Consider the following 26,996-nt stretch of genomic DNA (forward strand, 5'->3'; position numbering starts at 1 on the left):
TTGGCCAGGAATGGCCAGCGGATTGATGGCTGCGGGGGTCAGGATCCATTAGGTCCCTTTGCCGAATATTCCCAAAAACCGCCTGCTGTTTGCGTGCTAAATCACCAACCGACTTTGGGACAGACACGTAATCCCGCGCGGGTTGACGAATCCCCCCCCGCCGGTATACTGAAAGTAGGAGGATATCGGCACGTGCACCTTTCCCCCCTGATCACAAAAACTCTACGTATCCTGACCGCCTGCGCCGTCTTGAGCGCCGGCTGGATCACCCCCGCCCAGGCCGCCCCCACCCAGACCGCTCGCGCCAGTTTCACTCTGGACGGCGTGGAGCTGAACCTCGAAGCCCCTTTTCTTCCCGGCCCCTTCACGGCGGCAGACCCCGATGATTCCATTCAGATGGCCACTGCGGTGCGCCTGGGCGATTATCAGGAAGTGTCGCTGACCGTCATCCCCTATGGGATGCGCGCCCCCACCGAGGCCCTGCCCCCCGCCGCCGCCGGACAGGAACGCGATTTTCGCACCGCCCTCCAGGATCAGCACACCCAGGCGGGCAGTTCCGCCCGCCGCGGCCCCGCCGCGCGCCTGTTCGGGCGCTGGGTTCCGGGCTATTTCAGCGTGTACGACGCCCCCGTGGCCGGGTTAGATCCCGTCCAGATTCTGATGACTGAATGGGTGGCGGAAGAAGGCGGCCGCATCTGGATTTTACGCGTGGGTCAGCGCCTGGACCGCACAGAAGACCTCGCCGCCCTTCTGCGCCCCCTGGGGCAGTTCCAGCTCACCAGCCCCGACCCCAGCCAGCCTTCCACCAGCGCCGCCGCTGCCCAAACCCCGCCCGCACCTGTTTCTCCCCTGCCGCGGGTGCTCACCCCCGAATCTCTCTTCGCCGCGGGAGATTTGCCCACCCCTGCCTGGTGGCACGGCGAATGCGACCTGGATTATTACAAAGCCCGCGGCTCCAAAGTGGCCTCCTACCCCCTGGGGGCTTCTTACCGCAACGTGAAAGCCTGCGGTCCGCGGCCCTATTACGACGGCGTGCAGGATGTGGTTGTATATTTCTTCAGCGGCGCCCACGGCGAATTGGAATGGCAGTGCGTGGAACTTTCCATGCGCTATCTCTATCTGGCGCATAACGTGCCCCCGTACCCCGGCAACGGCCTCGCCGTGGTGAACAACTACGCCGTTTACAACCCCAACGGCAGCCTGGTCAAAATTGCCAACGACACCACCGGCGTGGCCCCCGTCCCTGGGGATGTGCTCAGCTACGGCACCACCGGCGTGGGCCACACCTCGGTGGTCAGCGCCTCCAGTGTGGATGCCAGCGGCAACGGAACCATCACCATCATCGAGCAGAACAGCTCCGCCACCGGCTCCAAAACCCTTACCGTCGGCGGCTGGCATGTGTACGCCTCCACCGTGGTCACCGGCTGGCTGCACGACCCCTATCAAATCACCGGGCTCAGCCTGACCCCCAAGACCGTCGCCGAGAATCTGCCCGCCGGAACCGTGGTGGGCACTTTCACCGCCACCGACCAGAACCCCAACGCCGTCCACACCTACACCCTGGTCTCCGGCGAGGGCAGCGAGGAAAATATTTTCTTCGCCACCCAGGGCAGCCAACTCAAGACAGCCACCGCGCTGAATTTTGAAGTCCTGTCCACTTACCGCATCCGCGTGCGCGTCACCAACAATTCCGGCGACACCTACGACAAGAAATTCACCATCACCGTCACCGACGCCAACGACCCCCCCAGCGGCATCACCCTCACGCCCGCCTCCGTGCTGGAAAATCGCCCGGCGGGCACGCTGGTGGGGACGCTTTCCAGCACGGACGAAGACGCCGCCGACACCTACACCTACGCCCTGGTCTCCGGCACCGGCAGCGCTGACAACAGCAGCTTCACCCTCAGCGGGAATCAGCTCAAGACCGCGGTCATTTTTGACGCCGAGGCGCGCAGCCAATATTCCATCCGCGTGCGCACCACCGACGCCGCCGGAGCCAGTTTTGAGCGCGCCCTCACTGTGCAAATTGACAACGTTAGTGAAACCCCGCCCCAGGATGTCACCCTCAGCGCCAGCACCTTCCCAGAAAATAAGGTGAAAGGCAGCCTGGTAGGCACTTTCAGCACGCAGGATGCCGACCTGGGCGAAACCTTCACCTATTCCCTGGTGTCTGGCGAAGGCTCCGCCGATAACGCCAGCTTCACCATCAGCGGCGACCAGCTCAAATCCGCGGCCGTGTTCGATTATGAAACCAAAGCCGCCTACAGCCTGCGCGTGCGCGTCACCGATTCGGGCGGGCAGTCCTTAGAAAAAGCCTTCACCCTCGCCATCACCGACACCAACGATATCCCCTCGCCTCCGTCCCTTTCAAACCTGACCCTGGAGGAAAACCGCCCGGCGGGCAGCCTGGTGGGCCTGTTCAGCGCGGTTGACCAGGACGCGGGCGAAACTTTCACGTTCTCGCTGGTGCCCGGCACCGGCAGCGACGACAACGCCAACTTCAGCGTGTCGGGGAATCAACTGCTCAGCGCCCAAAGCTTTGATTTTGAAACCAAGAGCAGCTACAAGATCCGCGCACGCGTCACCGATTCCGGTGCGGCCTGGTTTGAAAAGGCCTTCACCGTCACCATCCTCAACCGCAACGACGCCCCCACAGACCTGACCCTCAGCAAAGCCAGCGTGGCCGAAAACAAACCCATCGGCACACTGGTGGGCACCTTGGCAGGCGTGGACCCCGACTCCGGCGACACCTTCACCTATGCCCTGGTGCCCGGCGCGGGCAGCACCCACAACGCCAGCTTCAGCCTTTCGGGGGCTAACCTGCTCACCGCGGCGGTCTTTGACTACGAGACTCAAACGCAGTACAGCATCCGCGTGCGCGCCACCGATTCCGGCGGCCTCAGCGTGGAAAAGGCCCTCACCATCGCCGTCACCAACAAAAACGAATATGCCCCCACCGGCGTAGTACTTGCGCCCAGCAGCGTGGCCGAAAACCAGCCCGCCGTCACCCCGGTGGGAACCCTCAGCGCGTTGGATCAAGACCAGGGCGACAGCCACACCTTTAAACTGGTTTCCGGCACAGGCTCCGAGGACAACGCCGCCTTCACCATCAACGGCCTCAGCCTGCGCACCGCCCGCGTGCTGGACTTTGAAACCAAGAGCCAGTACAAGATCCGCGTGCGCGCCACCGATTCCGGCGGCCTCAGCGTGGATCAGGCCCTCATCGTCACCGTGACGGACGCTAACGACGCCCCCACCACCGTGCTGCTGACCAACGGCAGCCTGCCGGAAAACACCCCCGCCGGTGCGCCCATCGGCACGCTCAGCGCCGCAGATCAGGACGCTGACGACAGCTTCACCTTCTCGCTGGCGGCCGGCGAAGGCGGGCAAGATAACGCCGCCTTCACCCTCACCGGCGGCCAGCTGCGCTCCGCCGCGGTCTTCGATTACGAAAGCAAGACAGAATACTTCGTGCGCATTCGTGCCGTAGACTCCGGCGGGGCTGCGGTGGAAACCCCGCTGCGTGTGCAGGTGCTGCCCGTCAGCGAATATCCCCCCACGGCCGTGCTGCTTTCCAATGCCTCCCTGTGGGAAAATCAGCCCGGCGACGGCAGCACCGTGGTGGGTCTGCTCAGCGCCGAAGATGCCGACCTGGGCGAGACCTTCACCTTCGCCCTCGTCCCCGGTCCCGGAGACACCTGCAACGCGCGCTTCGCCGTGCAGGGCGGCCAGCTGGTCAGCACCGACCTGTTTGATTTCGAAAGCGAGCCGAGCTGCGAAATCCGCCTGGCCGTGCAGGACAGCGGCGGGTACAGCTTTGAGCAAAGCTTCGTCATCACCATCCTTAACCGGCGTGAGATCTATTTCCCCTTTCTCAGCGTCACCCCACCTTAAACTGGCCGGGGCGGCGCCCATTGGAGGATTTTCAACCCGCCGCTGCTGCAAAAGCGGCGGGTTGTGTTAGAATATGCTCTAATTCTCCCTGGAAGGCAGGCACTATGCTCAACCAAATCAAAGCCGCCTGGCAAAATTTCCCCCGCCAGTACTGGCTGCTCGTCGGCGGATCTCTGCTGTCTGCCACCGGCGGCGCCATGATCTGGCCCTTTCTCACCATTTACCTGCGCCAGCGCTTAGATTTACCCATGACCACTGTGGCCAGCCTCTTGACCATTAACGCGGCCACCAGCCTGATTTCCTCCTTCATCGCCGGGATGGCTGCCGACCGCTTTGGGCGCAAGCACGTCATGAGCCTGTCCCTGCTGTGCGGCGCGCTGTATTACGGGCTGTTGGGCAGCGCATCCACCTTTTTGGAATTTGCCCTGCTGATGGGCTTTTGGGGCGCGGCTTCAGCCCTCTACCCTGTGGGCGCCAACGCCATGGTCGCCGATCTGGTGGCGGATCAAGACCGGGTGGACGCTTACTCCTTCCTGCGCATGGTGCACAACGTGGGCGTGGCCGTCGGCCCCATCGCGGGTGGGATTCTCATCGCCGCCTCGTACAACGTGGCCTTTGCCGCGGCTGGCGCTTTTTTTGGATTGTATGCCCTTATCAATATTTTTTTCATCCGTGAAACCCTCACCCGGGTAGAAAAATCCGCCTCTGCTCCCAAAGACTCACTGGGCGGGTACGGGCGCATCCTCCAGGACCGCATCTTCGTCTGGTTCGTGCTGGCCTTCACCTTCACCATGGTCACCGCCACCCTCATGTTCGTCATGCTGCCGGTGTACGCCAACGAAAACTTCAACGTCCCAGAAAGCCAGTACGGCTACATCGTGACTGTCAACGCCCTCATGTGCATTTTCGTGCAGTACTTTGTCACCCAGCTCATCAAAAAGCGCCCGCCGCTGCCGGTTTTGGCCGTCGGCGCCCTCTTTTACGCCCTGGGGGCGGGCAGCGTGGCTTTTGGCACGAACTTTTGGGCCTTTGTGGTCAGCATGGTCATCCTCACCATTGGCGAGCTGATCATGACCCCCACGGCCACCTCGCTCACCGCCCAACTGGCCCCCGAAGACATGCGCGGCCGCTACATGAGCGTCTATTCCCTCACCTGGCCGCTGGCCGCCGGCTTTGGGCCCATTTTTGCCGGCCTGCTCAACGACAACATCGCCCCTGTGGCCATGTGGTACGGCGGTTTGGCCGTCGGCCTGCTGGGGGTGGGCGTTTTCCTGATCCTCTCCCGCCGCTTCAAGATCACCCTCACCCACAATCCGCTGCCCTAGGACGAGCGTCCCCATGCAATCACTCCTGACAAGTTTTCAAAACAAGCGCTACCCCGGCCAATTCTGGCTGATGGTGGCCGGTATGCTCATCAGCACCATCGGCGCCAGCATGATTTGGCCCTTCCTGATGGTGTATGTCAGCGGGCAGCTCAACCTGCCCCTTATGGTCGTTTCCAGCCTGATGACTATCAACTCCGCCGCGGGTCTGGTCAGCTCGCTGATTGTGGGGCCGATCATTGACCGCCTGGGCCGCAAATGGGCGATGGTCATCAGCCTCGGCCTGCTGGGGGGCATGTACTTGCTCTACACCCAGGCCCACACCTACGCCGCTTTTGCTGCCCTGATGGTCCTCTCCGGCGCCATCAACCCCCTCTACCGCGTAGGGGCCGACGCCATGGTGGCCGACCTGATCCCCGAAGACAAGCGTCTGGACGCCTACGCCATCATGCGCATGAGCAACAACCTGGGCGTGGCCGTTGGGCCAGCCCTGGGCGGCTTCATCGCCAGCTCGTCCTACACGGTGGCCTTCCTCAGCGCCGCCACCGGCATGGTCACCTACAGCCTGCTGCTGACCTTCTTTGCCCGCGAAACCCTGCCCGCCCGCCTGCCCGAAACAAACCAGGCAGCCCCCACGCGCGAGCGCTTCGGCGGCTACAACATTATTTTCAAAGACCGGCCCTTCATGGGCTTCATCTTCGCCCTCATCCTCGGCCAAATGTGCGCCACTATGGTGTGGGTGCTCATGGCCGTCTATCTCAAAGCCAATTTCGGCATCCTCGAACGCGAGTTCGGCTGGATCGCCTCCACCAACGCCATTATGGTGGTGACCCTGCAAGTGTACGTCACCAACATCACCAAACGCTACCCCTCTCTGCCGGTGCTGGCCGTGGGGGTGCTGCTGTACGCCGTCTCCATGTTTATGATCAGCCTGAGCACCGGCTTTTGGGGGTTCTGGGTCAGCATGGTGGTGCTGACTTTTGGCGAGCTGACCCTGGTTCCCACCGCCAACGCATACACTGCCAGGCGCGCCCCCGCCCACATGCGCGGCCGTTACATGAGTATCTTCGGCCTCACCTGGGGCATCTCGCACGGTGTGGGCGCGGTCTTAGGCGGGCTGCTCAACGACACCCTCGGCCCCATCTTCATTTGGATCGGCGCGGGAATCATTGCCCTGGTTGGTTTTGCCTTCCTGCTGTACCTGATACGTGTGGAACGCCGCGAAGCCCAAACAGCCGTCCCGCTCACTTAATTTCCTTCACCCCGCTTAAAAACCAGTCTCACGAGGCTCATGGTCGTGGCCCTCGTAAGACTGGGATTGAATTCCGCTCCCCTGGGCGCGGAAGGATATTGCGCATGGTGCGGATACACATTGCTTATACATTGATGACTTACAACAATTGCAGCCGCACTGCAAGTTCGCTATAATTGCATTCATTATAGTAATTTTCCTGCGGTAAACAGGCTGGTTTCAGACAATTTTCGGACAAAAAAGAGACAGGTCATGTCCCAATCCCAGCTTTCCCCCGACGATCTGGAACGTGCTCTTCGCGCTCTCCGCCGTGCTGAACCGCTCAGCGGGGCATTCCTCCATTTACAGCTTTTAAAAACTGCGGCCCCAGCTCGCAGCCCCGCCGTGGTACTTGAAGAGACCATTTTGCGCCTGACGTTAGAACACCTCCAGCAAGCCCGCGCCGCCGCGGGTGTTCCCACCCTTACCCCTACCAACCCCTCCCGCGAACAAAATCTGGATCAGTTAGCTGCCGATTTCAGCGCCTCCAGCGCGCAGTTGGAAGCCTGGAGCGCCGTTTACCACCGCTATCTTAGCCCGATGGACGTTTCGGCGCGCGACCTGGCCGCCGCGGCGCATGTGGCCCCGCGCCAGTTTCGCCGCCGCCTGGCCGCGGGTCTTGAACATCTGCTGGCAGCTTTGCAGCGCGCGGATGAAGATGTTCAAAGCGCCAACCGGCTTTCCGGCCTCCGCCGCCATATCCCACCGCCCGAATATCTGCATTTCGTCGGTCACAGCCCGCTGCGCGCGCGTCTGCTGGAACTGCTCCAAAAGCCTTGCGGCCCCGGTTTCATCAGCCTGGAAGGTCTGGGCGGCATCGGTAAAACCGCCCTGGCGCGCACCGCCGCCTGGGATCTGGCGGCTCAGGCCGAATTATCCGGTGTCGCCTGGGTTTCTGCTCGCCCGGCCGCCCCCGATTCATCCGCGCCGCACCCCATCCAGCGCCTGGATGACATCGTCACGCGCATTTCCTATCAACTGGGCCAGGATCCCTTGGCAGGGCTGACCACCACCGCCCGTCTGGAAAATCTGCGCCCCCTGCTGCACGAGCACCCTTACCTGATCGTCATTGACAATCTGGAAACGCTGGACGATGTGAAAGACGTTCTGCCCCATCTCTTTCCACTTTCGGGCCAAACCCGCTTCCTGCTCACCAGCCGCACCAACCTGTCCACCTATCCCTTTGTGCAGGTTGTGCCTGTTCCGGAACTGTCCATCGAAGAGGCTCACCAACTGGTGACCAGCGAACTGGTGCGCCGCGGCCACACCGCTGGGCTAAGCCGTGAAGTTATGGCCGCACTGTTCGCCCACACCGGCGGCCTGCCCCTGGCCCTCAAGCTGGCCGCCGCCCAACTCACCCTGCTGCCCTTCGACGCCATCCTCGCCGATCTGCAGCACGCCGCCAATCAGGACAGCGCCCAGCTCTACACCCATATCTACCGCCAATCCTGGGGCCTGCTGGAAGACCCCGCCCGCCAACTGCTGCTCTCCATGCTGATGAGCTCCCCCGACGGCGAAACCCTCCCCTGGCTGCAGGCCATGAGCGGCCTGGCGCCGGATGAATTCACTCCCGCGCTGCGCAGCTTACAGCATTTCTCGCTCATCGAGGTGGGCGGCGGACTGGGCGACCCCACCTACCGCCTGCACCGCCTGACCGCCACCTTTTTACAGACCAATATCCTCCAGCGCTGGGTATGAACACACCCCCCTCACCGACCCCTCCCCCCGCCGCCGATTGGGCCAGCCGTTACCGCACCTTGCTGGAAAACCGGCTGCGGTGGGCGGTGGAAAGTCTGCCCCCTGCTGGTCAGCCGCCTGCGGATCTTCAGCCCCATCTCTCCAGCCTGCTCACCCTGCTGTCCGAAGCCGGCCAGCAGCTTGGCCCCCACCCCCTCAGTGTGCAGTTGACCCTGGGGCTGCACCCCTGGCCGCTGCGCTGGGGCATGTGGCCCGCCTGGGATGCGGCTTTGCGCACTGCCGCTCAGGCCGCTGCCGCCCTGGGCCTGGCGGATCAGCAAGCCTATTTGTTCACCGCCCTGGCCGAGCTGCAAATTGCCCGCGGCGTGCTGCCCCAGGCCGTGGAATTCGCATTTCAGGCCCTCAAAATCGCTCGATCCCAACACGCCCTGCCGCCCTTCGCCGCCGCAGCCAGCGCCCTGCTGTTGACCCTACGCACCCAGGGGGAAAATATTGACGCCGTCCACCACCTGAATGAATTTCAAAGTGAGGTGGAACATTGGTCACCGCCGCCAGACCCCCAGGATCTCCTGGAAGCCCGCGCGCGTTTGAATCTGCACCGCGCCGCCTTGCTGCGCATTGAAAGCCGTCTAACCGAGGCCCTGCATGCCGCCCATGCCGCGCTCATCGCCCTTTCCTCCCGCCCCAAGCAAGACCCGCTCTTCACCGAAGCGCTCCAGATGCGCGGTACCCTGTATTGGGCGCGCGGAGAGCACCACCTGGCTGCCCTGGATTTTCGGCGCGCTGCTGATATTTTGGATCAATTGGGGGATCCGTTCGAGGCGGTCAATGTGCGCGGCGATCTCGGCCTCATTCATTGGAGCATGGCCGAATACGACACCGCCGAAGCGCTCATCCGCCAGAGCGTCATCGTCTGCGAACAAAGCGATGCGCAGTGGCGCCTGGTTCGTTCGGTGGGCAACCTGGTGGCCGTGCAGCTTTCCCGCGGCCGCCTGTTGGACGCACTGGAATACGACCGCCGCCATATCGAGACCGCCCAGCGCATTGGCGACGCTGGCGAACTGGCCCGCGCCGTTGGCAACCGCGGCAGCATCCTGCTGTATTTGGGGCGCTGCTCCGAGGCCCTCCCCGACTTGCTGAAGACTCTGGCGCAATTCCGCACAATGGGCCGTCAGGAGCTGGTGGCGTTGAGCTGTATTGAACTAGGATTGTGTTACGCCGGATTAAATAACACCACCTTGGGTCTGTACTACACTCAAAAAGCCCAAAGTATTTCTGGAACGCTGAAAGAACAGCTCGCATTGCAGATCCACTGGCGCCGCGGAATGGCCTTCCTGCATCCCCCGCATCAAGCCGTTCCCTGGCTGGAAGAAGCCCTGGCCGTGGCGCGGGAGACCCGCCGCCCCTTTGATGAGGCCGCCTGTTTGCTGGACCTGGGGGGCAAGCAAAACACACCCGAACAAGCCTCGCCCTACTGGCTGGAAGCGGAAAAGATCCTCACCCGCATTGGCGCTCAAAACTGGCTCAGCGGTCAAACCCCCATCCGTCCGCCCTTTCTCATGTTGGCCCTCTAACGCACCTGTTTACTCTGTGCGCAGCCGCTGCCGTCTGCGCCAGCGGATCAGCGGGCCCACCAGCTTGCGCACCCAGTATTTGGCGTAAATCACCGAAAACACCGAGCCGCCCTCGCGCCGGTGCACGCGCAGCATCTCTGGCCAGCAGCGGTCGTCCGCCGCGATGGTTTTGGCCTCGCCGTGCAGCCGGAAATTGGCCCACACCTTGCCCGGCAGATACGCCACCGCTGCCAGCCGCGCCAGCCGCACCCACAAATCGTAATCCATCGCGAAGTAAAAGCTGGGGTCCAGCGGCCCCACCTGGCGCCATAGATCCGCCCGGAAGAAAGCCGCCTGCTGGGGCACATGCACATACCCCTGCCGCAGCCGCCGGTAATCGGTCTGCGCCGCCGGAAAACGGCCAATCGCCGCCCCCTGTGCGTTGATAAAGTTGGCATCCCCATACACCAGCCCCACCTCGGGGTGGGCCTGCAGATATTCCACGGCCTGCCGCACGGCCCCCGGCTCATAGGTGTCGTCCGAATTCAGCCAGGCCAAAATCTCCCCCTGCGCCCGCGCGAAGCCTTTGTTAATCGCGTCCGTCTGCCCGCGGTCCTTCTCCGAAACCCAGCCCGCCAGCCGCGGCGCGTAGCGCTGGATGATCTCCCGGCTGCCGTCGGTGGAGCCGCCGTCCATCACCCAATATTCCAGATCCGGGTAATCCTGCTCCAGCACCGAACGGAGGGTCGCCTCTAAAAACGGCGCCTGCTGATAGGAGGGGGTCACAATACTGACGCGCATCAGGGAGCCTGCTTCAGATCGTAGATGAGCACATCACCGCTCGATTCGATCAGCCGGTAATTTTCATCCAGAATCTTCTTTAGTTCCGGTTGGTGATCCAATTCGCCCAGCAGGGTCACCACAAACAGATCTTTACCCGCGGTGACTTCGTCAAACAAAGCACGCATGTCAAATTCCTGCCCGGCCAGTTCGCGGTAGCTGAAATCGCCGGAGGTCATCCAGTTGGTCGTGTCCACCCAGCCCCAATAGCTCAGGCGAAAGCCGTAGTCCTGGGTCAGCCCCACCACCGCCCGGTCGCGCCCCAGCCGTTCGCCTAACTTTTCCCAAAAAACCGCCTCCTGGCGGTAATCCTGCCGCTTCAGGCTCACGCGCGCATCCCAGGCCTTAATCGTCAGACCGTACAGCAGCACCCCCACCACCGCCAGGGATACTAGCACCCGCGGCCCGCGCAGCGCCCGAAACAGTGCCGCCGCCCCGGCCGCCAGCCCCAGCGCCGCCAGCGGGATCAACGGCAGCTGGTAATAGTCATGGGTAGAAATGTGGTGCGGCAGGGTCAACCCGTACAGAAAATAGCCCACCCAGGCCCCCAGCAGCATGGCCCGTGCGCGCGAATCTTTGATGGTAAACGTTCCCAACAGCGCCAGTAAAAACCACTCAAACCCCACCGTGCTGGCAATTTGTCCGTTCCAGCGCAGGTAAAAGACCGGATCCAACCACATCTGCGGGAAAAAGCGCAGGCTGAACTGGCTTTGCAGCTCGCCAGAAATATACACACCATAAATGTGAAACAGGGCGTAGGGGAGCACGGTCAGCACCGCCGCCAGCCACACCTGCCCATCCCGTAGGGCGCGCCGCAGCCCCCAGCCTGCCAGCACCAACCCCACCAGCCCGCCGCCCACGAAGAACACCGCTGTGCTCTTGATGAAAATAGCCAGGCCGCACAGAATCCCCGCCAAAGCAGCCCGCCCCCAACTGGGACGCATCTGCCAGCGCAACGCCGCCCACAGCGCCCAGATGATGGCCGCCGTCAGCAGCGGGTCCGGCTGGAAAGCCCGGCTGGCCAGCACCGCATAGGGCAGCACCAGGAAATAAGCCGCCCCCACCAGCCCCCCGTCTGGCCCGGTCAGGGTCTTGGCCAGCAGAAAAATGCCCGCCCCGCCCAGCATCCAGAAGAAGATGGAAAACAGGCGCGGCAGCCGCAGATCCACCTGCCCCGCGGCCAGATAGGCCTGCGCCGTCAGCCATTCCATCACCGGCGGTTCAATCAGGCCCTCTTTTTTCCACTGCTGATAAGACATTTCCCGCTGCCAATCGGGCACGTCCGGCAGGGATTGGTAGGCCATCCCGCGCGCCATCAGCATGGAATGCAACTGCCGGGTGGGGTGAAAATCCAACGGGGCGTCCCCCAGATCGTACAGCCGCACCGCCAGTCCCAGCCCGAAGATCAGCGCCAGACCCACGAACAGCATCCACCGTCGCGGGGCCAGCCGCGGGGTCTCCGTCTGCGAAGAAACGTCCATAACCTGCTCAGCCATGCTCCCTCTGCTCACTTCGCCTCCGGCAGCGGGTTTTGCAGATCGTACAGCACAAAACCGTTGCCTTCCGCAAATATGGGGTAATGTTCGGTCAAAATTTGTTTTAATTCCGGCTGCGCATCCAGCTCGCTGAAAGCGGTCACCAGGAAATACTGGCGGCCCTCCGTCAGGCTGGCAAACGCCTCCAGCGGATCGCCGGCCTCGCTGCCCGCCATCGAGAACAGCTTGAGATCCGCGCCAGCCGGCCACGACGCCGCGATGCTGCGCCAACCGTAATAGCGCAGACGCATGCCGTAATCGGCGGTCAGCGCCACCACCGAGCTGCCCGCCGGGATGGCCTCGCCCACCCGCCGCCAGCTTTCCGGCTCGTAGGGGTAATTTTTGGCCACCAGGGTCGAGCGCGCCACGAACAAAGCATAGCCCGCCGCCGCCAACACCACCCCCAAAGCCGCCAGCCGCCAGACCCAGGCTTCCTGTTTCAGCCGTTCCACCACCGGCGCAGCCAAGAAAGGCAGACTCAGCCCAATCAGCGCCACCAGCGGTAAATGATAATATTCGTGGGTGGTGTACTGGTAAGGGAACAGCAGCCCGTACAGCGCGTAACCCGCCCACCACCCGATGAGCAGCGGTTTATGCTCGCGCCCCGCCAACAGCGTCCCCAGCAGCGCCGCCGGTAGGTAGGCCAGGCCGGTCAGCCCCTTCACCATCGCCAGCCAATCCGCGTAGAAATTGGTGGTCAGCACCAGCCCCGAAAGGGCTACGGTCCAAAACGACAGGAAGTCGCCGCTGCGCTGTGCGTTGAAACCCAGGTACAGAATCAGCACCGGCGCCGCGCTCAGGGCGGCCAACGCCCAGGTCTGCGGACGTTTCAGCATCTTGCCCAACCCGCCCGCCAGCATCACCGCCGCCAGCACCGGCAGCAGGAAAAAGCCCGCCACCACCTTCACCAACAGCGCCATTCCCGTCAGCCCGCCGGTGATCAGCGCCCAGCGCCATTGATCAGGCGCGGCCTGCCAGCGCCGCAGCCCCCAGGTGGCCAGCAGCATCCACATCACCATCCACGGCTCCGGCTGGAAGGAACGGCTGGCAATTACCCCAAAGGGCAGGCACAGATAAAACAACAGTCCCAGCCAGCTGGCCCAAAACGGCACCGCCCCGCGCAAAATTTGCAGCAGAGCCGCCCCACCGATCAGCCAGAAGAGGGCGTTCATCACCCGCGCCGCCCACAGCGCTTCTTTTCCCAACAGGGCATACACCCCACCCACCAACGTCTCCAAAATAGGCGGTTCGTAGGTCTCCAATTGCGCCAAAGCCTGTGCAGCCTCGCGCTGCTGCGGGTCTGCGTCCGGCGAAAGCTGATAATACACACTGCGCGCCAGGATGGCCGAGCGCAGCTGCCGCGTGGGGTGAAAATCCAGCGGCGGGTCGTACAGATCCACCAGGCGCACGCCGAAGCCCGCCAGGCACACCAATACCACCAGCACCGTCTGCCAACCCCTGGCCCACAGCCGTGAAAGACTCACCCTAAGCCTCCTCGCCGCGCACAAACAAGGCGTCCGCCTGCAAAACCGAACCGTCCACCGGCGAAAGCAGGCTGTCAAAACCGCCCGCGTAGCGGAAGCCCTGGGTCTTGAGCAGCGTGTTCAACCGCGAAAAGCTCACCTGCCCCTGATACAGCGGCTGAAAAGACACTTCGCTCAGGATCACATCCACCTGGCGCAGGGTCTCCGCCGCGCCGCTGAGGGCCTGTTCCTCATAGCCCTGCACATCCAGCTTCAGCAGCACCGGCCCGCGCAATTCCATGCGCGGCAGGAAGTCATCCAACCGTCCCACGGCTACGCGCACTTCCTGCACCCCCGCGGTGTGGGGGAAAGTGCGCTTGTGCAGTTCGTCCATGGGCAGCGCCGACGAAGAGGGTGAAAAGCTGCTGCGGTAAAAGCTGATCTCGCCGCTTTCGGCCCCCAGGGCCGTATGAAAGGCGGTGAAGCGCGGCAGATGCGCCAGGTTGCGCGTCAATTGCTCATAATGATCCGGCAGCGGCTCAAAGGCGTAAATCTGCGCCTCCGGCAGCAGGGCGTGAACGGCCAGCGAAAACGCCCCAATGTACCCGCCCACATCCAGCACCGTTTGAAAGCCCTGGTGTTCAAACCAGCGCCGGTGGCGGCGCAGGTGGGCCAATTCGCGCACCAGCGGGCGGCGCGTCAGCGTCCACTTCGCCAGGCGGCCAAAATCCTGCGGGAAGGCCAGAGGGGTCACCAGATATTCCAGCGCCTTTTCAACTTTTTCCGGAAGCGAATCCAGCATACGTTCTCCCATTCAGTCCAAATTGGGCGGCAGCCGCCGCGTTGTGCGCGCGCTGCGCTGGCGGTCGAACCACGTGCGCAGCCGCGCCCCGCCCATCCCCGCTGCGCAAGTGTAGGCGATCCGTTTCCAATCGGCCATCGCCGTGGGGATGTGCAGCCGCGCACAGGCCGCATACGCCCGCAGCGCGCCCCCATAGTCGCCCCCCTCCGACAGGTAACGACCATTCAGCCGCTGCGCCCCCGCCAGAATGCGCTTGCGATCTTTGCGGAAATGCGCCCGCAGCCCATCCTGCCACTGCATCCAGGCGGCGATGTCCAGCGCCTCGCGCCCAAAAGCCGCCGCCTGGGCCACGTTCTTAGCCTCGGCGTGAAAACGAGCCGCCGCCCACAGCTCCGGCACATACTGTGCCCCGGCGGCAGCCGCCATGCGGATCCATAATTGGTGATCCAGCAGGTAATGGTAGCGCACGTCCAGATACCCCACCCGCCGCAGCGTCTCACGCCGCATAAACACCGCTGGTTGGCCGATGATCTGGAAACGCAGCAGCCCCTCCAGGCCCCAGTTACCGTAGCTCAGGCGGTTGGTAGGCTGACCGGCCCCGTCCACCGCCAGCACATCCCCATACACCAGACCCACTCGCGGCTGGTGCAGAAGGGTTTCCACCGCGGCCTTAAAGGCCCCCGGCAGATAATAATCATCCGAATTGATCCATGCTACAAAATCACCCGTGGCCCGCCGCAAACCCTTGTTAATCGCCTCGGCCTGCCCGCGGTCCGGCTCCGAAACCCACCACGCCAGACGTTTGGCGTACTTGCGGATGATCTCTGGGCTTTCATCGCTGGACCCGCCGTCCACCACAAAATATTCCAGGTTAGGGTAGCCCTGATCCAGAACAGAACGGATGGTCTGTTCCAGATAAGCTCCCTGGTTAAAGGAGGGGGTCACAATCGTCAGGCGCGGCCAGGCAGGCATATCGGTTTATCCGTGGAACAGGCTGTTGTAATCCACCCGCGGAAAGACGCGCAGCTTGCCGCCCACCGTGGCGTCAATGATCTCCCGCCCGGCGGCCTGATAGGCCTGTTTCGCCATACCGTAGGCCAGTTCGGAGGTCTCCAAATCCGGCAGCTGCCAGCGGAAGCCCTTGCCAAAATAGCTGGGGGAGAAATGGTTGGGGTCGTCCCCTTCGGATACCACCGTGGTGTTGGGCTTACCCTGGGTCACAAAATTGTGATCCACGCCAATCAGCACCACCTGCTGAAAGCCCAGGAAAAAGGCCAGCTGCATGGCCACATAGGTGACGGTCGCGCCCTCCCACAGCCGCCGCGCAGCGTTCTTTTGAAAGCCCGCGCCGGTGTAGGTGGTGTACAGGAAATACAGGTCGTCTTCGGGCCGCAGCCAGCGCCGCGCCCGCCAGGAAACAAACCGCGGCAGCTTCAACGCCTGAATGTCTGTGGCACACTGTTCCACCACCAGATCGTTGACCGACAGGTAATAGCTGGTGGAAAAGCCCAGTTCCGGGTACATCAGGTAAATACGGTTCATGCCGATGCTGAACTCGCCTTTGAGCTTGCTCAAATCCGTCTCGCGCAGACTGGGGCCGTTGCCGATGATAAAGCAGCGTTCGCCCTTGCGGCTGTCCTTCAGAGCCGCCATGCGCCGCATGGTATCGCGCCGCCAGGGGTGAAAAGTGGCTTCCGGCCAGCCTTTGGAGCGCTGCAGCGCGTCCAGGCTCTGCCCGCCCGCCCGGATGAGGGTCGGCGGCAGGATTTTTTTAAGGGTTTCTTTAATCGTGCTCATTCTGTGCTCAGCCGCGCCGTGGCGCCCCCATCCACAATTAACGCCTGACCGGTCATAAACGACGACTGCCGCCCGTCCGCCAGGAAATAAATAGCGCTGGCAATCTCCTGCGGCTGGCCGACGCGGCCGTTCACCGTCTTGCGCGCCAAATTTTCCAAACGGTCGCTCATCGATTCCCCGCCCACATGCCCGCGGTTCAGCCCTGCCCGCAGCATGGGGGTGTCCACTGCGCCGGGGAGAATGGCGTTCACGCGGATGTTCTGCGGCGCAAATTCAATCGCCATGGCGCGTGTCAGCGCCAACAGGCCGCCTTTGCTGGCCGCATATGCGGCGATATTGGCCGAGGTGGCCACCGCGTGCACCGAAGACACGTTCACAATCGCCCCGCCGCCCGCCGCCACCAGCAGCGGATAGGCCAGTTTGGCCCCCAAAAACACCGAACGCAGGTTGGAAGCCATCACCAGATCCCATTCTTCCACGCTGGTTTCCACCAGCGGTCGGGTGATCTGCATGGCGGCGTTATTCACCACCACATCCAGCACCCCCGCGAAGGCCGATGCCTGCTGGTAAATGGTCTCAATATCCTGAGGGTTGGAAATATCCGCGCGAATAAACAAACCGTTTTCCGGAAAACCCGCGCCAAAATCCGCGCGGTCCACCCCCACCACGCGCCAGCCGGCCTGAGCAAAATAGGCCACGGTCGCCCGCCCCACACCGCCAGCCGCCCCTGTGATCAGCATCACTCGTTGTCGTTCTTCCATTCGTATCGCTCCCTTTCGGTTAATTGGCAGCTTCCACGTTTCCGCACAAATTGTGAACCAGGTAACTCTCCGCCGCCTGCGCACCCAACTGGGCGCGCTGCGCGGTGCAGTAGGTGTTCAAAAAGGCCGCGTCCGTGCGCAGCAGCCCGCCCAAATGGTCGGCCTGCTCCTGGCGGCCCAGCGTTGCGTAGGCCTCGTAAAACGGCATCCATTCGCTGAGGTCTGCCGGGGCCAATCCGCGTTCCAAAGCCTCATCCCCCAGGGCTGCGGCGGCCTGCCAATCCTGCCGCTGACGCGCCAGGCTGGCCTGCTGGTAATAATAACACCATCCATGTTCCGGCTCGCGTCCAAACACCGCCGACGGAGGAATATGCGCCGCCGCGTCCACCGCGATGCGGCTCGCATCCGAAAGCGGCGCCACCAGCCGCACCAACGCTTCCTCACGGCTGGAGACCTCGCCGCGCGCGCCCTCGATCACGTGCAGACAGGCCCCGCCGGGCGGCAGGCTCACCACCAGGCTGCTGCGCGTTTCCACCGTGTATTCCACCCGCCGAAACCATTCGCCAAAGGTCTCGCGCCGCAGGGCCTGCAGCAGGGTCTGGTCATCCAGGGTCATGCCCACCACGCGCAGATCCGTCCCGCCGGGGTTGTAGATCAAGTTGGCCGGCGACCAGACTTCGTAGCCCTCGCGCAGGCGGTAGCCCGCCGGAAGCACCGGAACAATCACCGTGCCGTCTTTCAGGTCGGGCGCGCGCCAGCTCAGCTGCCACCACAATTGGCGCTGATATTCCCAGGCGCGGCTGTACACCGCCGCGTTGGCGTTCTGAGTCACCAGCCCCGCGGCGATCAGCACCGCCCCGGCCAAAATGCGCCCCTTTGGCCGGAACCAGGCACAGGCCGCCGCCGCCAAAAACAGGCCCACCATCGGCCCGGCTTGCAGCGAATAATGGTCGTATGCGTCCGCGAAATACACATCCCGTCCAGCCAGCAGCACCGGCAGCAGTGCCGCCAGCGTCCCCGCCGCCCCCATCCACAAGGCCCCCCGCGTCCAGGCGGGTTCTTCGTCGCGCGAATCCAGCCCGCGCACGCGCAGCGCCACAGCATAACCGAAGAGCGCCAGCCCGCCCAAAAGCCCCACCCCCAGAGCTTGCAGCACCACACCGGTCTCTGCCCGCTGGGTCAGGTTGTACAGTGGCACACCCCAGGCCAGAAACAGGCTTTCCAGCATGTCCTTGAACGATTCCACCACCAGGCGCAGCCCCATCCCCAGCGGGTCGGCCAGATATTGCCCCTTCAGGCCGCCCAGGTCGGTGGCCGCGCGCGCACTGGTGAAGAAGAACACGCGCCAGATCAAGAAAACCAGCGCGCCGCCCAGGTAGGGCAGCGCCGGGCGCAGCGCACGCTGCGCTCGCTGAATGGGTTTTTGGGCTGCGCCGCCCCAGAAGAGAGCCGCCAGCACCAACAGGCGCACCCCTTCCAGGCCGATCATGTATTCAAACATGGCGTAGCACAGCAAAGCCGCCCCCACCGCCGCCAGCGTCATCCCTACCTGCACCCATTTGCGCTGGGCGCGCACCGCCGTCACCATCATCGCCAAAGAAAGCAGGCCCAAATCCAGGGCCAGAATATTCAGTTGATACGTCACCGCCTTGGGCTGTGAGAGAAATCCCGGATACACCACAAACAAGCCCGCCGCCAGGGTGGTGGCCAGGCGTTCCTCCGGCCACAACTGGCGCAGCAGCCACAAGGCCGCCAGCCCGCCCAAAAAGCGCAGCAGGGCCGCGTACACGTGCCAGGCCAGCGGCGAATTCCCCAACAAGGCAAAGGTGGCCGCAAAGGGCAGACCCATAAACGGCCGGTCCACCAGATAAAAATCCACAATCTGCCCCAGGCCGCGCTGGGTTCCGCCCCAAATCACATACCAGTCATCCGTGTAAAAGCCCAACGCACCCGCCCGGCTGAGGTAGGCCAAAGCAGAAAGCGCCGCCAGGAATCCGGCGGCTAACCAAGTTTCTGTGGGAATGCGTTTGGCTTGCATCACGGTTATGCGTTTTGGAAGCGGGCCAGATCCGCCGGGTTCATCCCCAGGCCGTCCAGCAAATTACGCAGCGTGTTCCAATGCACCCGTTCCCAGGCGGCCGGGCTGGAATTGCTGTTATGCGGGGCCAAGAGGACCTGATCCATGTGCAGCAAGGGGGAATCTTTGGGCAGCGGCTCAAATTCAAACACATCCAGTCCCGCCCCGGCAATTTGCCCCGCGGCCAGGGCCGCCTCCAGGCTGCTCTGTTCCACAATCGGTCCGCGCGCGGTGTTAATCAGCACCGCCGTGGGCTTCATCATCTGCAAGGTGCGCGCGTTGATCAGGTGGCGGCTGGTGGGGTTCAAATCGCAGTTGATACTGACGAAATCCGCGCGGGCCAGCAGTTCATCCAGAGACACCATCTCCACCCCGTTTTCCAAGAGGAAATCCGGGGCGATGGGCACGATATCGCAGCCCAGCAGATGCATGCCAAAGGCACGCGCCCGCCGCAGAACCGCCTTGCCGATGTTGCCCACCCCCACCACGCCCAGGGTGCATTCGCTCAGCGAACGCCCCATCAGTTTTTCCCACCGGCCGGCCTTCATCTCGCGATCCATCCACGGCTGCCTCCGGGCAAAAGCCAGCATGTAGCCCATCACCGTATCTGAGACCGGCAAAGTGAAGGCGTTGGGCGTGTTGCGCACCTGAATCCCCATCCCAACCGCCGCTTCGCGGTCAATTGAATCGATGCCCGTCCCCCATTTCGAGATCACCTTCAGCCGCGGCGCGCAGGCTGCCAGCACCTCAGGGGTGTAGCGGTCGTCGCCGCAGATGGTAGCGTCAAACTGCCCGGCATACGCCAGCAGTTCCGCGGCTTCCATGCGTTCTTCCACTGCCGGAACGATCACATCAAGACCAAAATGCTCAAAAACCGGCTGAAAACGTTCCCGCGCCGGGATCATGTAGGGGGCCGTCAACAAAATGGTAGGCATGTGTGCTTCCTCGCCTGGAAAAAGTATGGTTGGCCTCGCGGCGCCCTCAGGGCGCGCCAGGCTGTGAAATTATACCCCGGTTTGCGACAGGCGCTTGCTCAGCAGCAGGTCGGCGATGGTGAAGTCCAGTTCTTCATCAATATCCCAGGCTTCGTCCGGCTCCATCGCAAACAGATAGGGCCGCTCACCCAGGCGGTTGCGGCGCAGCTCCAGCGTCTTGCGCGTGAACAGGTAAATGCACGAATTTTCCTCATACACCGGCGGCAGGTCCTGCGTGCGCAGCAGGATGTTGGGGTTGTGATTAATCGCCCGCCCCAGCCCGTCCCACAGGCGGGTTTGCAGCCGCGTGCCGGAAAAAAGCGAATCATAGGCCGGGTAGCGCTCCACCAGGGTTTGAACGGCCGCGCGGATGGTTTCAGCCCGCAGCAGCGGGTTGGTGGAATGCGTCTGCAAATACAAATCCGCCGGAACCAGGGCGGTATCGTGCAGCAGAATTTCGTTCATGGGGATATCGTCCGCCCTCAGATGCTCCGGCCGTTCCAGCGCGGTCACAGTGGGGTAATGTTTGGCCAGCCCCTCCAAAACGTCTGGGCTGTCCGTATCCACCACAATCGTTTGGATTTCCGGAACTTCCAACAGGGTGTCCAGAATATGATGAAACAAGGGTTTTCCCGCCAACGGGCGGTAATTCTTCCCCGGCACGCGCACCGAATGATGGCGCATGGGCACCAACGCCGCAATGGTTTCAATCCTTAATCCCATTTTCCCTCCGCAAAAAATTGGCTAAAGCCCACCGTCTTTGCCCGCCCCCGCATCCAGCGTTTCCCCATAGGGGATCGGCCGCACCGAACGGCGCGCGGTCTGGGGGGAGGTTTGGCTGCTGTGCGGATAATAAAAGGTCTGGCGCAGATTCCAGGTGAGCGGCCCCGACTGGCGGTAGCCCTGATAGGTTCCCCAAAACTGCATCCACCGGAAGCGCAGCACGCTGCTCCATTGGGCGCGCAGCGCCTTTTGGCGGGCGGCCGCTTGCCAATCGGTGGCCACGTTGCTCACCCACAGGCGCATCAGATCCGCCAGGGTGAAATGCTCCTGCGGGTAAATGCGTTTAAAGGCCATGCCCTCGCGCCGGTAGCGGTTATAGACCCCGCGCCAGGTCTCTTGATGCACGTGGATGATCTCAGCCTCAGCCGCGTACGACACCCACCAGCCCTGCTCCTGCGCCCAGCGCGCCCAGGCCAAATCCTCCAGGGCCGGCAGGGTCTCGTCATAGGGATGCCGCTCCCACAGGGCGCGCCGGATGGCCGCGTTGGCGTTGTTGCAGAAAGGGTGCGCCTGGTGATGCACCGGCACATCCGAAAACCAGCGGGCAAACACCTGATGCTCGCTGAAATGCGAAGTCTCGGCCCCGCGCTGCTTGCCGTAGGCCAAACCCACCTGCTCATCCGCAAACGGCGCCAGCAGGCGTTCCAGCCAGTCCGGGTAAACGGGGTACACATGCGCGCTGGCCATCACCACAAAATCGGCGCGCGCCGCCTGGATCCCCAGGTTCAAGGAACGCCCAAAGGTGAAATCCTCCGGCCGGATCTGCACCAAATCCACCGGATAGCGCGAAGCGATGGCCACCGTGGCGTCCATGGAGCCGGAATCCACCAGAATGATCTGCACCGGCTGTACGTTCTGCTGGGTGATGCCCGTCAGCAAACGGCCGATGTGCTTCTCTTCGTTATACGCGCGAATGACAATCGAACAGATCGGTTTCATTCTTTCTTCAAGAAAGGTTCACCTTTCAGGATGCCGTCCACCACCGTGCGCAGCACCGGGGAGTACTGTGCCAACAGATCCTGCCAGGTCACCTTGGGTTTAAAAGCCGTATACCCGCGCCACACCCCATCCTCCTGCAGCCAGCGCTCAAAGGGCAGCGAGGTGCGGAAAAGCTGGTAATACAAAAAGCGGCGGGCGTTGCGCTGATGTTCGGCGGGCGGGATGATCTTTTCACTCGCCAAAAATTCTTCCACCATCTGCCGGTAGGCCTCGGCGTTGGGCGGCAGAAACACGGTTTGCAGTTGGGTGAAGCGCGCCTTGCCCGCACACAGCACCGCCGCGCCCATCAGCGAGGCTTCCAGCCCAATGGTCGAATTGTAGATCATCACAAATTTGCTGCGCTGGATCAGCTCATACGAGCTGAAGTACTCGGTGGCGTCCACAAACAGCACATTGGGCAGGGCGCGCACATTGCGTGCTTCTGCCCACATGGCCACGCTCTCGCGGCTTTCCTTGCCGGGGCGCAGCTCATCCGGGTGCGCCCGGATCACAAACAGCGTCTCGGGGTGGGCGCGAATCACGTCCAGAGTCTGATCCAGCCAGGCGAACATGTGCGGGAAAAGCACGTTGGCGTGGCCCTGACTGGTGTCGAAGATCACATTGGTAAAGATCGGCACGATCTGGCGAAAGGCGCTGGCCCGCTGCCAAAAAGCCTCACCCAACGGCTGCATCTCCGGCCAAAACTGCATGCCCGCCATGCTGAAATTGCCCTGAAAGCGCTTTTCCAGGTATTCATCCAACTGACGGTTCTGCGCTTCGTCTAAATCAAACGTTTCTGGGATGTCAATCGGATAAGCAGTGGCCTCGCCAGGGGTGAAATAGGCCGTGGTGGGCAGCAGCCCCACTTCGTGGGTGATCACCCGCAAACCGCGCTGCTGGGCCGCCCAGCGGGCCGTAGCTTCGGGGTAAAACTGGCCGTTAAACACCACCACCGCCTGCGGTTTCACCTCGTCCAACAGTTTTCCAAACTGCTGCGCCAGGCTGTAGGCCGAAAGCAGGTATTGGCACAGCAGCGTGCGCGTGGTCGCGTCCTCTTCCAGGGTGTGCCGCCGCAGAATCCAGCGCAGCGCCGGGGTCACCAGCGCGCCCAAAGGTATCCCGCGGTATTCCAAGGCCGTCAAATCTGCCGTGCTGCGCCCTTCCAGGGCCTGCCGCAGGGCCGCGTCTTCATGGTACACGAAGGGGCGTTTTTTGGCCCCGTGGTACACCGCCCGCGACTGCGCCTGACAGGCGCGGCAGGGGGGCTTGGCCAGGGGGTCATCGCGCTGCGTACCCAAAACACAGGGCCGCAGCCCCTGGGCGCACACAAAATGCACCACCGGCGTCCCCTGCATGCGCAGCGCCCAGCTAGCCACCAGCGAGAAGGATGCGTTCAGGCTCATGCCTTCCAGCCGGGTGGACGCGTTGAAAAACACCACCGGGCGTTCATCACGCCGCGGGGCCAGCCCCGCCACCTGGCGGGCCAGCCCCACCATCCTGCGGTTATTCTTCCAATGCACCCACCGGCGGCGCGCGCCGTTTAGCACCTGTTGGAAATTCAAAACGCCTCCTGCCTTAGTTGCGGCGCAGTTTCTTACGCGAGCTCATTTCGCTCTCGTACACACGCTTCACACCGTCGCCCAGGCTCTGTTCGGCCACGCGGATATACTTCACCATGCGCTCAAACCCGCCCGGTTCCACCGAGGCCGCCTGATCACTGCCCCACATGGCCCGATCCAGGGTGATATGCCGCTCCACCATGCAGGCGCCCAAAGAAGCCGCCACCACCGAGGGGATCAGTCCGACTTCATGACCCGAATAGCCCACCGGAACCGGGAATTCCTTCTTCAGCGTGCGGATCATCAGCAGGTTCAGTTCGGTCGGGTCGCAGGGATAGGTGCTGGTGGCGTGCGTGATCACCAGTTTATCCGTGCCCACCACCTCCACCGCCTCACGGATCTCTTCCATCGTGGACATGCCCGTGGAAAGGATCAGCGGCCGCCCCGTGGCGCGCAGATGGCGCAGCAGGGAATGGTCGGTCAGCATGGCCGAAGGGATCTTGTAGCACACCGGCTCAAAGGCTTCCATGAAATCCACCGAACGCTCATCCCACACCGAGGTGAACCAGGTGATGCCGATTTCTTTGCAGAAGCGCTCAATTTCACGGTATTCAGCCTCGCCAAATTCCACTTTGTAACGGTAATCCAGGTAGGTGATGTAGCCCCAGGGCGTCTCGCGCATTTGCCCCTTCTGCTCTTCGGGCACGCACAGTTCCGGCGTGCGCTTCTGGAATTTCACCGCGTCCACGCCCGAGTCCTTGGCCGCCTGAATCATGCGCTTGGCCAGCTCCAAATCGCCGTTATGATTAATCCCAATTTCAGCCACCACATAGGTGGGGTAGCCTTCTCCCACCCAACGATCTGCAATTTTCACCGCTTTTGCCATTGTTAACTCCTTATCAAGATCGGATTCGTTGATACAACAAATCACACAGTTCCCGCACCGCGCCGTGCCCGCCGGGCCGTTCCAGCACCAGATCAGCCTCGCGCAGAGCTTCCGGCTGGGCGTCTGCCACCGCGACAGCGCAGCCCACCAGCGGGAAACAAGGGGTGTCGTTAAAATCATTGCCCAAAAAGACCACCGTCTGCGGGTCAATCTGCTTTTCCGCCAGATATTGGCGCAGCCGCTCGGCCTTGTCATCTACCCCGTGCAGCACCGGCACGCCCATCTTCTGGGCACGCGCCGCCACCACGCGGTTCACCTCGGTGGAAAGGATCAGCGTTTCCACACCGTGAGCCATCAGGCGCTTCAGACCCATACTGTCGCTGCGGTAGGCCATGACTGCCTCGCGCCCGTCCTGATCCACCCACACGCGGTTGTCGGTCAGCACGCCGTCGAAATCCATCACCAACAGGCGCACCGTCTCCGGCAAAGGCCGCCGCGCCCGCCCCGGAGTCACCATCTCCAAACCGGCGTGATACACCAGCCACTCATAACGCAGCCAGTCAAAAGGCGTGTCAATGTCCACCGTGTAGCGCGGCTCGATGTGCAGCGGCAAAATCACCCGCCCGCTCATCGAATGCTGCTCCAAAATTGCCCGCGGACGGATGGCGTCAATGTGGCCGGTCTGCCAATACACCGGCGGAAGCGCCTGGCGGGGAGCGTTATACGGCTCGGCCAGCCCTTCCACCGTCAGCAAGCCCTGCATGCGCCCGCTGGCCGGGTCAATGCGCCACATCTTGTGCGGGTTTTGCCCCGCCGGAACCACCCCGCGCACCGAATCAGCTTCCGGGTTGGCCAACAGCATGCGCACGGCCGCGTCCACCATCCCCGACGGGCGGATGGGCGAAGTCGGCCGCAGCTGCACGACCACATCCGGGCGGTAGCCTTCATGTTCCGCCAGCCAGCTCAGGGCGTGTTCAAATACGGGCAAATCCAGAGTCTGATCCTGGGCGAATTCCGCCGGGCGCAGGAAAGGCGTCTCCGCGCCAAATTCCCGCCCCACCGCGGCGATCTCCTCATCATCGGTGGACAGGATCACGCGCGTCACCGTCTCGGCCTGCGTGCCCGCCGCGATGGAATAAGCAATCAGCGGGTATCCCGCGAAGCTCTTGATATTTTTGCGCGGAATGCCCTTTGAACCTCCCCGCGCCGGAATCACAGCCAGGACTTCCGCTTTTACCATACCGTCCAACCCCCATCCACCACCACGTTGCCGCCGGTCATGTAAGAAGAAGCGTCCGAGGCCAGGAACAGCAGCGCGCCGTTCATCTCGTCGCGGTGGGCCATGCGTCCCATGATCGTGCGGTAGGCGTAGTTCTTGGTGAAGGTTTCATCATGCTGGTTGTAGACACCGCCGGGCGTCAGGCAGTTGGCGCGGATTTCCGTGCCCGCGTAGTACGAGGCGATGTATTTGGTCAGCCCCAAAACGCCGGCCTTGGTGGTGGTGTAAAACGCGGGCTTATACTGCTTGGGCTGGCCGGGCTTTTCGTAAATGCGCTGATCCGGCGGCACCAATCCGTAGGTCGAGCAGATGTTGATGATCGAGCCTTTTTTGCCCTGCTTCACCATCTGGCGCGCGGCCGCCTGGCAGCACAGGAACACGCCCGTCAGGTTCACGCCCAGGGCCTGTTCCCACAGGGCCAGGGGGTAAGTCTCAAAATCGCTGCCGTGCTTGCCCGCCTGCGAGGCGTCAAACTTAGGATCCATGGCCGCGCTGCACACGATCGCATCCAGCGAGCCAAAGGTGCTCACGCAGGCGTCCACCATCGCCTGCACCGACTCGGGGTCGGTCACGTTCACCGCCTGTCCCACGGCCTTCAGACCCTGGTCGCGCAGCGATTGGGCCGTTTTCTCGGCCGTCTCAGCGTTGATGTCCGCCACCACCACCCCCGCCCCAGCTTCGGCCAGGGTGCGGCAGAACTCCACGCCCAATAATCCCGCGCCGCCGGTGACCACCGCGCCGCGGCCTGCCAATGAGAATTTATCTTGGATCGGGCTCATCTTAATTCACCGGTGTCTCGTACACATGCCAGTCGCCGTCAATGGACGGGCAGGCCAGGGTGATCGGGTCGGGCAGTTGGAAATTCCAGCACAAAGGCGGCTTGCCCTTATACACGCGCAAGGGAGAAGCCCATTTCTGGGTTCCATCCGCACCGCGAATCTCGGCCACGTAGGAAATCTCCCAATAGGGCGGGTTCAAAACAAAGGTGTGATTGATCACCGACAGGCCCACATTGGGCGCGTCCGCCGGGCTTTCCAGAGTAGTGGTCAGCCAGGGTTTGCTTTGGCCGGGGTCAAAGAACATCAGCTGCGTGCCCGCGGGCAGCGGCTGGCTGGAGGTGTATACAAAGGTGCAGGCCACCGCCGGAACCATCAGGTTGAGCTGCCCATTTTCAAAAGTGGCCGGGCGCGCGCCGCTGGGCATGACGGTAGTCTTGGCGCTGTCCAGCGAAACCCCCGCAAATTCCAAAGGCAAACACCAGGCTTCCACCTTCTCCGGAATGGGCGTGGCGGTCGGTTCCGGCGTGGCCGTGGGCGGCTCTGCCGTGGGGGTCGCCGTGGGCGGCTCGGGGGTGGGGCTGGGCATTTCGGTGGGCGTCGGGGGCACGTCCGTGGGTGCCGGGGTAGCGGTCGGCTCGGCCGCCCCCAACAGGCCGCAGCCCGTCAACGCCGCCGCCAGAATCACCAGCAGGCAAGTCACCGAAGCGTATCGTTTCCAATTCATG

General features: G+C 62.8%; 21 protein-coding genes. 5 read left to right on the forward strand and 16 right to left on the reverse strand.

What is annotated here, in order from left to right; genetic code table 11:
* The first annotated feature begins 192 nt into the window (after window positions 1-192).
* The 5 genes from ADN01_RS18885 to ADN01_RS16005 all read left to right on the forward strand — a co-directional run bounded on the left by ADN01_RS18885 (window position 193) and on the right by ADN01_RS16005 (window position 9,779).
* Window positions 193-3,894, forward strand: coding sequence for a cadherin domain-containing protein (locus ADN01_RS18885; RefSeq protein WP_062419051.1), 3,702 nt, complete (start codon window positions 193-195; stop codon window positions 3,892-3,894).
* A gap of 104 nt (window positions 3,895-3,998) precedes the next feature.
* Entirely contained in the window at window positions 3,999-5,219 is a 1,221-nt protein-coding gene (locus ADN01_RS15990; protein WP_062419052.1) for an MDR family MFS transporter, read from the forward strand.
* A gap of 13 nt (window positions 5,220-5,232) precedes the next feature.
* Window positions 5,233-6,468, forward strand: coding sequence for an MDR family MFS transporter (locus tag ADN01_RS15995; protein WP_062419053.1), 1,236 nt, complete (start codon window positions 5,233-5,235; stop codon window positions 6,466-6,468).
* 252 nt (window positions 6,469-6,720) lie between these two features.
* On the forward strand, window positions 6,721-8,205 hold the full coding sequence (locus tag ADN01_RS16000) for an NB-ARC domain-containing protein (RefSeq protein ID WP_062419054.1): 1,485 nt from the start codon (window positions 6,721-6,723) through the stop codon (window positions 8,203-8,205).
* Window positions 8,202-9,779, forward strand: a complete 1,578-nt coding sequence (locus tag ADN01_RS16005) for a tetratricopeptide repeat protein (protein WP_062419055.1) — start codon at window positions 8,202-8,204, stop codon at window positions 9,777-9,779. The genes ADN01_RS16000 and ADN01_RS16005 overlap by 4 nt, the downstream gene beginning before the upstream one ends.
* 9 nt (window positions 9,780-9,788) lie before the next feature.
* On the opposite strand, the gene ADN01_RS16010 is transcribed toward ADN01_RS16005, so the two are convergent.
* The 16 genes from ADN01_RS16010 to ADN01_RS19940 all read right to left on the reverse strand — a co-directional run bounded on the left by ADN01_RS16010 (window position 9,789) and on the right by ADN01_RS19940 (window position 26,995).
* Window positions 9,789-10,559, reverse strand: a complete 771-nt coding sequence (locus tag ADN01_RS16010; RefSeq protein WP_062419056.1) for a glycosyltransferase family 2 protein — start codon at window positions 10,557-10,559, stop codon at window positions 9,789-9,791.
* Window positions 10,559-12,094, reverse strand: coding sequence for an ArnT family glycosyltransferase (locus ADN01_RS19825; protein WP_062419057.1), 1,536 nt, complete (start codon window positions 12,092-12,094; stop codon window positions 10,559-10,561). The genes ADN01_RS16010 and ADN01_RS19825 overlap by 1 nt, the downstream gene beginning before the upstream one ends.
* 11 nt (window positions 12,095-12,105) lie before the next feature.
* Window positions 12,106-13,617, reverse strand: coding sequence for an ArnT family glycosyltransferase (locus tag ADN01_RS16020; RefSeq protein WP_062419058.1), 1,512 nt, complete (start codon window positions 13,615-13,617; stop codon window positions 12,106-12,108).
* A 1-nt stretch (window position 13,618) separates the two neighbouring features.
* The gene (locus tag ADN01_RS16025; protein WP_062419059.1) at window positions 13,619-14,398 is read right to left on the reverse strand and encodes an FkbM family methyltransferase; all 780 of its coding nucleotides are present in this window, start codon (window positions 14,396-14,398) and stop codon (window positions 13,619-13,621) included.
* 12 nt (window positions 14,399-14,410) lie between these two features.
* The gene (locus ADN01_RS16030) at window positions 14,411-15,370 is read right to left on the reverse strand and encodes a glycosyltransferase family 2 protein (RefSeq protein WP_062419060.1); all 960 of its coding nucleotides are present in this window, start codon (window positions 15,368-15,370) and stop codon (window positions 14,411-14,413) included.
* Between the two features lie 6 nt (window positions 15,371-15,376).
* Window positions 15,377-16,195, reverse strand: coding sequence for a 6-hydroxymethylpterin diphosphokinase MptE-like protein (locus tag ADN01_RS16035; protein ID WP_236691031.1), 819 nt, complete (start codon window positions 16,193-16,195; stop codon window positions 15,377-15,379).
* Window positions 16,192-16,956 (reverse strand): SDR family NAD(P)-dependent oxidoreductase, encoded by a 765-nt coding sequence (locus tag ADN01_RS16040; protein ID WP_062419061.1) that lies wholly within the window; start codon window positions 16,954-16,956, stop codon window positions 16,192-16,194. The genes ADN01_RS16035 and ADN01_RS16040 overlap by 4 nt, the downstream gene beginning before the upstream one ends.
* 19 nt (window positions 16,957-16,975) lie before the next feature.
* Complete coding sequence (locus ADN01_RS16045; RefSeq protein WP_062419062.1) at window positions 16,976-18,994, reverse strand: hypothetical protein; 2,019 nt, start codon at window positions 18,992-18,994, stop codon at window positions 16,976-16,978.
* Window positions 18,995-18,999: 5 nt separating this feature from the next.
* A complete protein-coding gene (locus tag ADN01_RS16050) occupies window positions 19,000-19,968 on the reverse strand; it encodes a phosphoglycerate dehydrogenase (RefSeq protein ID WP_062419063.1) in 969 nt (322 codons plus the stop codon).
* Between the two features lie 69 nt (window positions 19,969-20,037).
* Window positions 20,038-20,730: an acylneuraminate cytidylyltransferase family protein gene (locus tag ADN01_RS16055; RefSeq protein WP_062419064.1), complete on the reverse strand. Its 693-nt coding sequence runs from the start codon at window positions 20,728-20,730 to the stop codon at window positions 20,038-20,040.
* Window positions 20,731-20,751: 21 nt separating this feature from the next.
* The gene (locus tag ADN01_RS16060) at window positions 20,752-21,729 is read right to left on the reverse strand and encodes a glycosyltransferase family 2 protein (RefSeq protein ID WP_062419065.1); all 978 of its coding nucleotides are present in this window, start codon (window positions 21,727-21,729) and stop codon (window positions 20,752-20,754) included.
* The gene (locus tag ADN01_RS16065) at window positions 21,726-23,330 is read right to left on the reverse strand and encodes a capsular polysaccharide export protein, LipB/KpsS family (protein WP_062419066.1); all 1,605 of its coding nucleotides are present in this window, start codon (window positions 23,328-23,330) and stop codon (window positions 21,726-21,728) included. The genes ADN01_RS16060 and ADN01_RS16065 overlap by 4 nt, the downstream gene beginning before the upstream one ends.
* 13 nt (window positions 23,331-23,343) lie before the next feature.
* The gene (locus ADN01_RS16070) at window positions 23,344-24,213 is read right to left on the reverse strand and encodes an N-acetylneuraminate synthase family protein (RefSeq protein ID WP_062419067.1); all 870 of its coding nucleotides are present in this window, start codon (window positions 24,211-24,213) and stop codon (window positions 23,344-23,346) included.
* Window positions 24,214-24,226: 13 nt separating this feature from the next.
* Window positions 24,227-25,453: an acylneuraminate cytidylyltransferase gene (locus ADN01_RS16075; protein ID WP_075071281.1), complete on the reverse strand. Its 1,227-nt coding sequence runs from the start codon at window positions 25,451-25,453 to the stop codon at window positions 24,227-24,229.
* The gene (locus ADN01_RS16080) at window positions 25,447-26,271 is read right to left on the reverse strand and encodes an SDR family oxidoreductase (protein ID WP_062419068.1); all 825 of its coding nucleotides are present in this window, start codon (window positions 26,269-26,271) and stop codon (window positions 25,447-25,449) included. Before ADN01_RS16080 ends, ADN01_RS16075 begins: the two co-directional genes overlap by 7 nt.
* Window position 26,272: 1 nt before the next feature.
* Window positions 26,273-26,995: a hypothetical protein gene (locus ADN01_RS19940; RefSeq protein WP_075071282.1), complete on the reverse strand. Its 723-nt coding sequence runs from the start codon at window positions 26,993-26,995 to the stop codon at window positions 26,273-26,275.
* Window position 26,996 lies beyond the last annotated feature (1 nt).

The sequence above is a fragment of the Levilinea saccharolytica genome, assembly GCF_001306035.1.
Taxonomy (GTDB): Bacteria; Chloroflexota; Anaerolineae; order Anaerolineales; family Anaerolineaceae; genus Levilinea; species Levilinea saccharolytica.

What these genes read in the sequence shown, in the direction of transcription:
- ADN01_RS16080 (WP_062419068.1), bottom strand. Translation starts at nt 26,271, where the DNA reads ATGAGCCCGATCCAAGATAAATTCTCATTGGCAGGCCGCGGCGCGGTG.
- ADN01_RS19940 (WP_075071282.1), bottom strand. Translation starts at nt 26,995, where the DNA reads ATGAATTGGAAACGATACGCTTCGGTGACTTGCCTGCTGGTGATTCTG.
- ADN01_RS16000 (WP_062419054.1), top strand. Translation starts at nt 6,721, where the DNA reads ATGTCCCAATCCCAGCTTTCCCCCGACGATCTGGAACGTGCTCTTCGC.
- ADN01_RS16045 (WP_062419062.1), bottom strand. Translation starts at nt 18,994, where the DNA reads ATGCAAGCCAAACGCATTCCCACAGAAACTTGGTTAGCCGCCGGATTC.
- ADN01_RS16055 (WP_062419064.1), bottom strand. Translation starts at nt 20,730, where the DNA reads ATGGGATTAAGGATTGAAACCATTGCGGCGTTGGTGCCCATGCGCCAT.
- ADN01_RS16040 (WP_062419061.1), bottom strand. Translation starts at nt 16,956, where the DNA reads ATGGAAGAACGACAACGAGTGATGCTGATCACAGGGGCGGCTGGCGGT.
- ADN01_RS16030 (WP_062419060.1), bottom strand. Translation starts at nt 15,370, where the DNA reads ATGCCTGCCTGGCCGCGCCTGACGATTGTGACCCCCTCCTTTAACCAG.
- ADN01_RS16050 (WP_062419063.1), bottom strand. Translation starts at nt 19,968, where the DNA reads ATGCCTACCATTTTGTTGACGGCCCCCTACATGATCCCGGCGCGGGAA.
- ADN01_RS16005 (WP_062419055.1), top strand. Translation starts at nt 8,202, where the DNA reads ATGAACACACCCCCCTCACCGACCCCTCCCCCCGCCGCCGATTGGGCC.
- ADN01_RS15990 (WP_062419052.1), top strand. Translation starts at nt 3,999, where the DNA reads ATGCTCAACCAAATCAAAGCCGCCTGGCAAAATTTCCCCCGCCAGTAC.
- ADN01_RS16060 (WP_062419065.1), bottom strand. Translation starts at nt 21,729, where the DNA reads ATGAAACCGATCTGTTCGATTGTCATTCGCGCGTATAACGAAGAGAAG.
- ADN01_RS16035 (WP_236691031.1), bottom strand. Translation starts at nt 16,195, where the DNA reads ATGAGCACGATTAAAGAAACCCTTAAAAAAATCCTGCCGCCGACCCTC.
- ADN01_RS16070 (WP_062419067.1), bottom strand. Translation starts at nt 24,213, where the DNA reads ATGGCAAAAGCGGTGAAAATTGCAGATCGTTGGGTGGGAGAAGGCTAC.
- ADN01_RS19825 (WP_062419057.1), bottom strand. Translation starts at nt 12,094, where the DNA reads ATGGCTGAGCAGGTTATGGACGTTTCTTCGCAGACGGAGACCCCGCGG.
- ADN01_RS16075 (WP_075071281.1), bottom strand. Translation starts at nt 25,453, where the DNA reads ATGGTAAAAGCGGAAGTCCTGGCTGTGATTCCGGCGCGGGGAGGTTCA.
- ADN01_RS16010 (WP_062419056.1), bottom strand. Translation starts at nt 10,559, where the DNA reads ATGCGCGTCAGTATTGTGACCCCCTCCTATCAGCAGGCGCCGTTTTTA.
- ADN01_RS15995 (WP_062419053.1), top strand. Translation starts at nt 5,233, where the DNA reads ATGCAATCACTCCTGACAAGTTTTCAAAACAAGCGCTACCCCGGCCAA.
- ADN01_RS16025 (WP_062419059.1), bottom strand. Translation starts at nt 14,398, where the DNA reads ATGCTGGATTCGCTTCCGGAAAAAGTTGAAAAGGCGCTGGAATATCTG.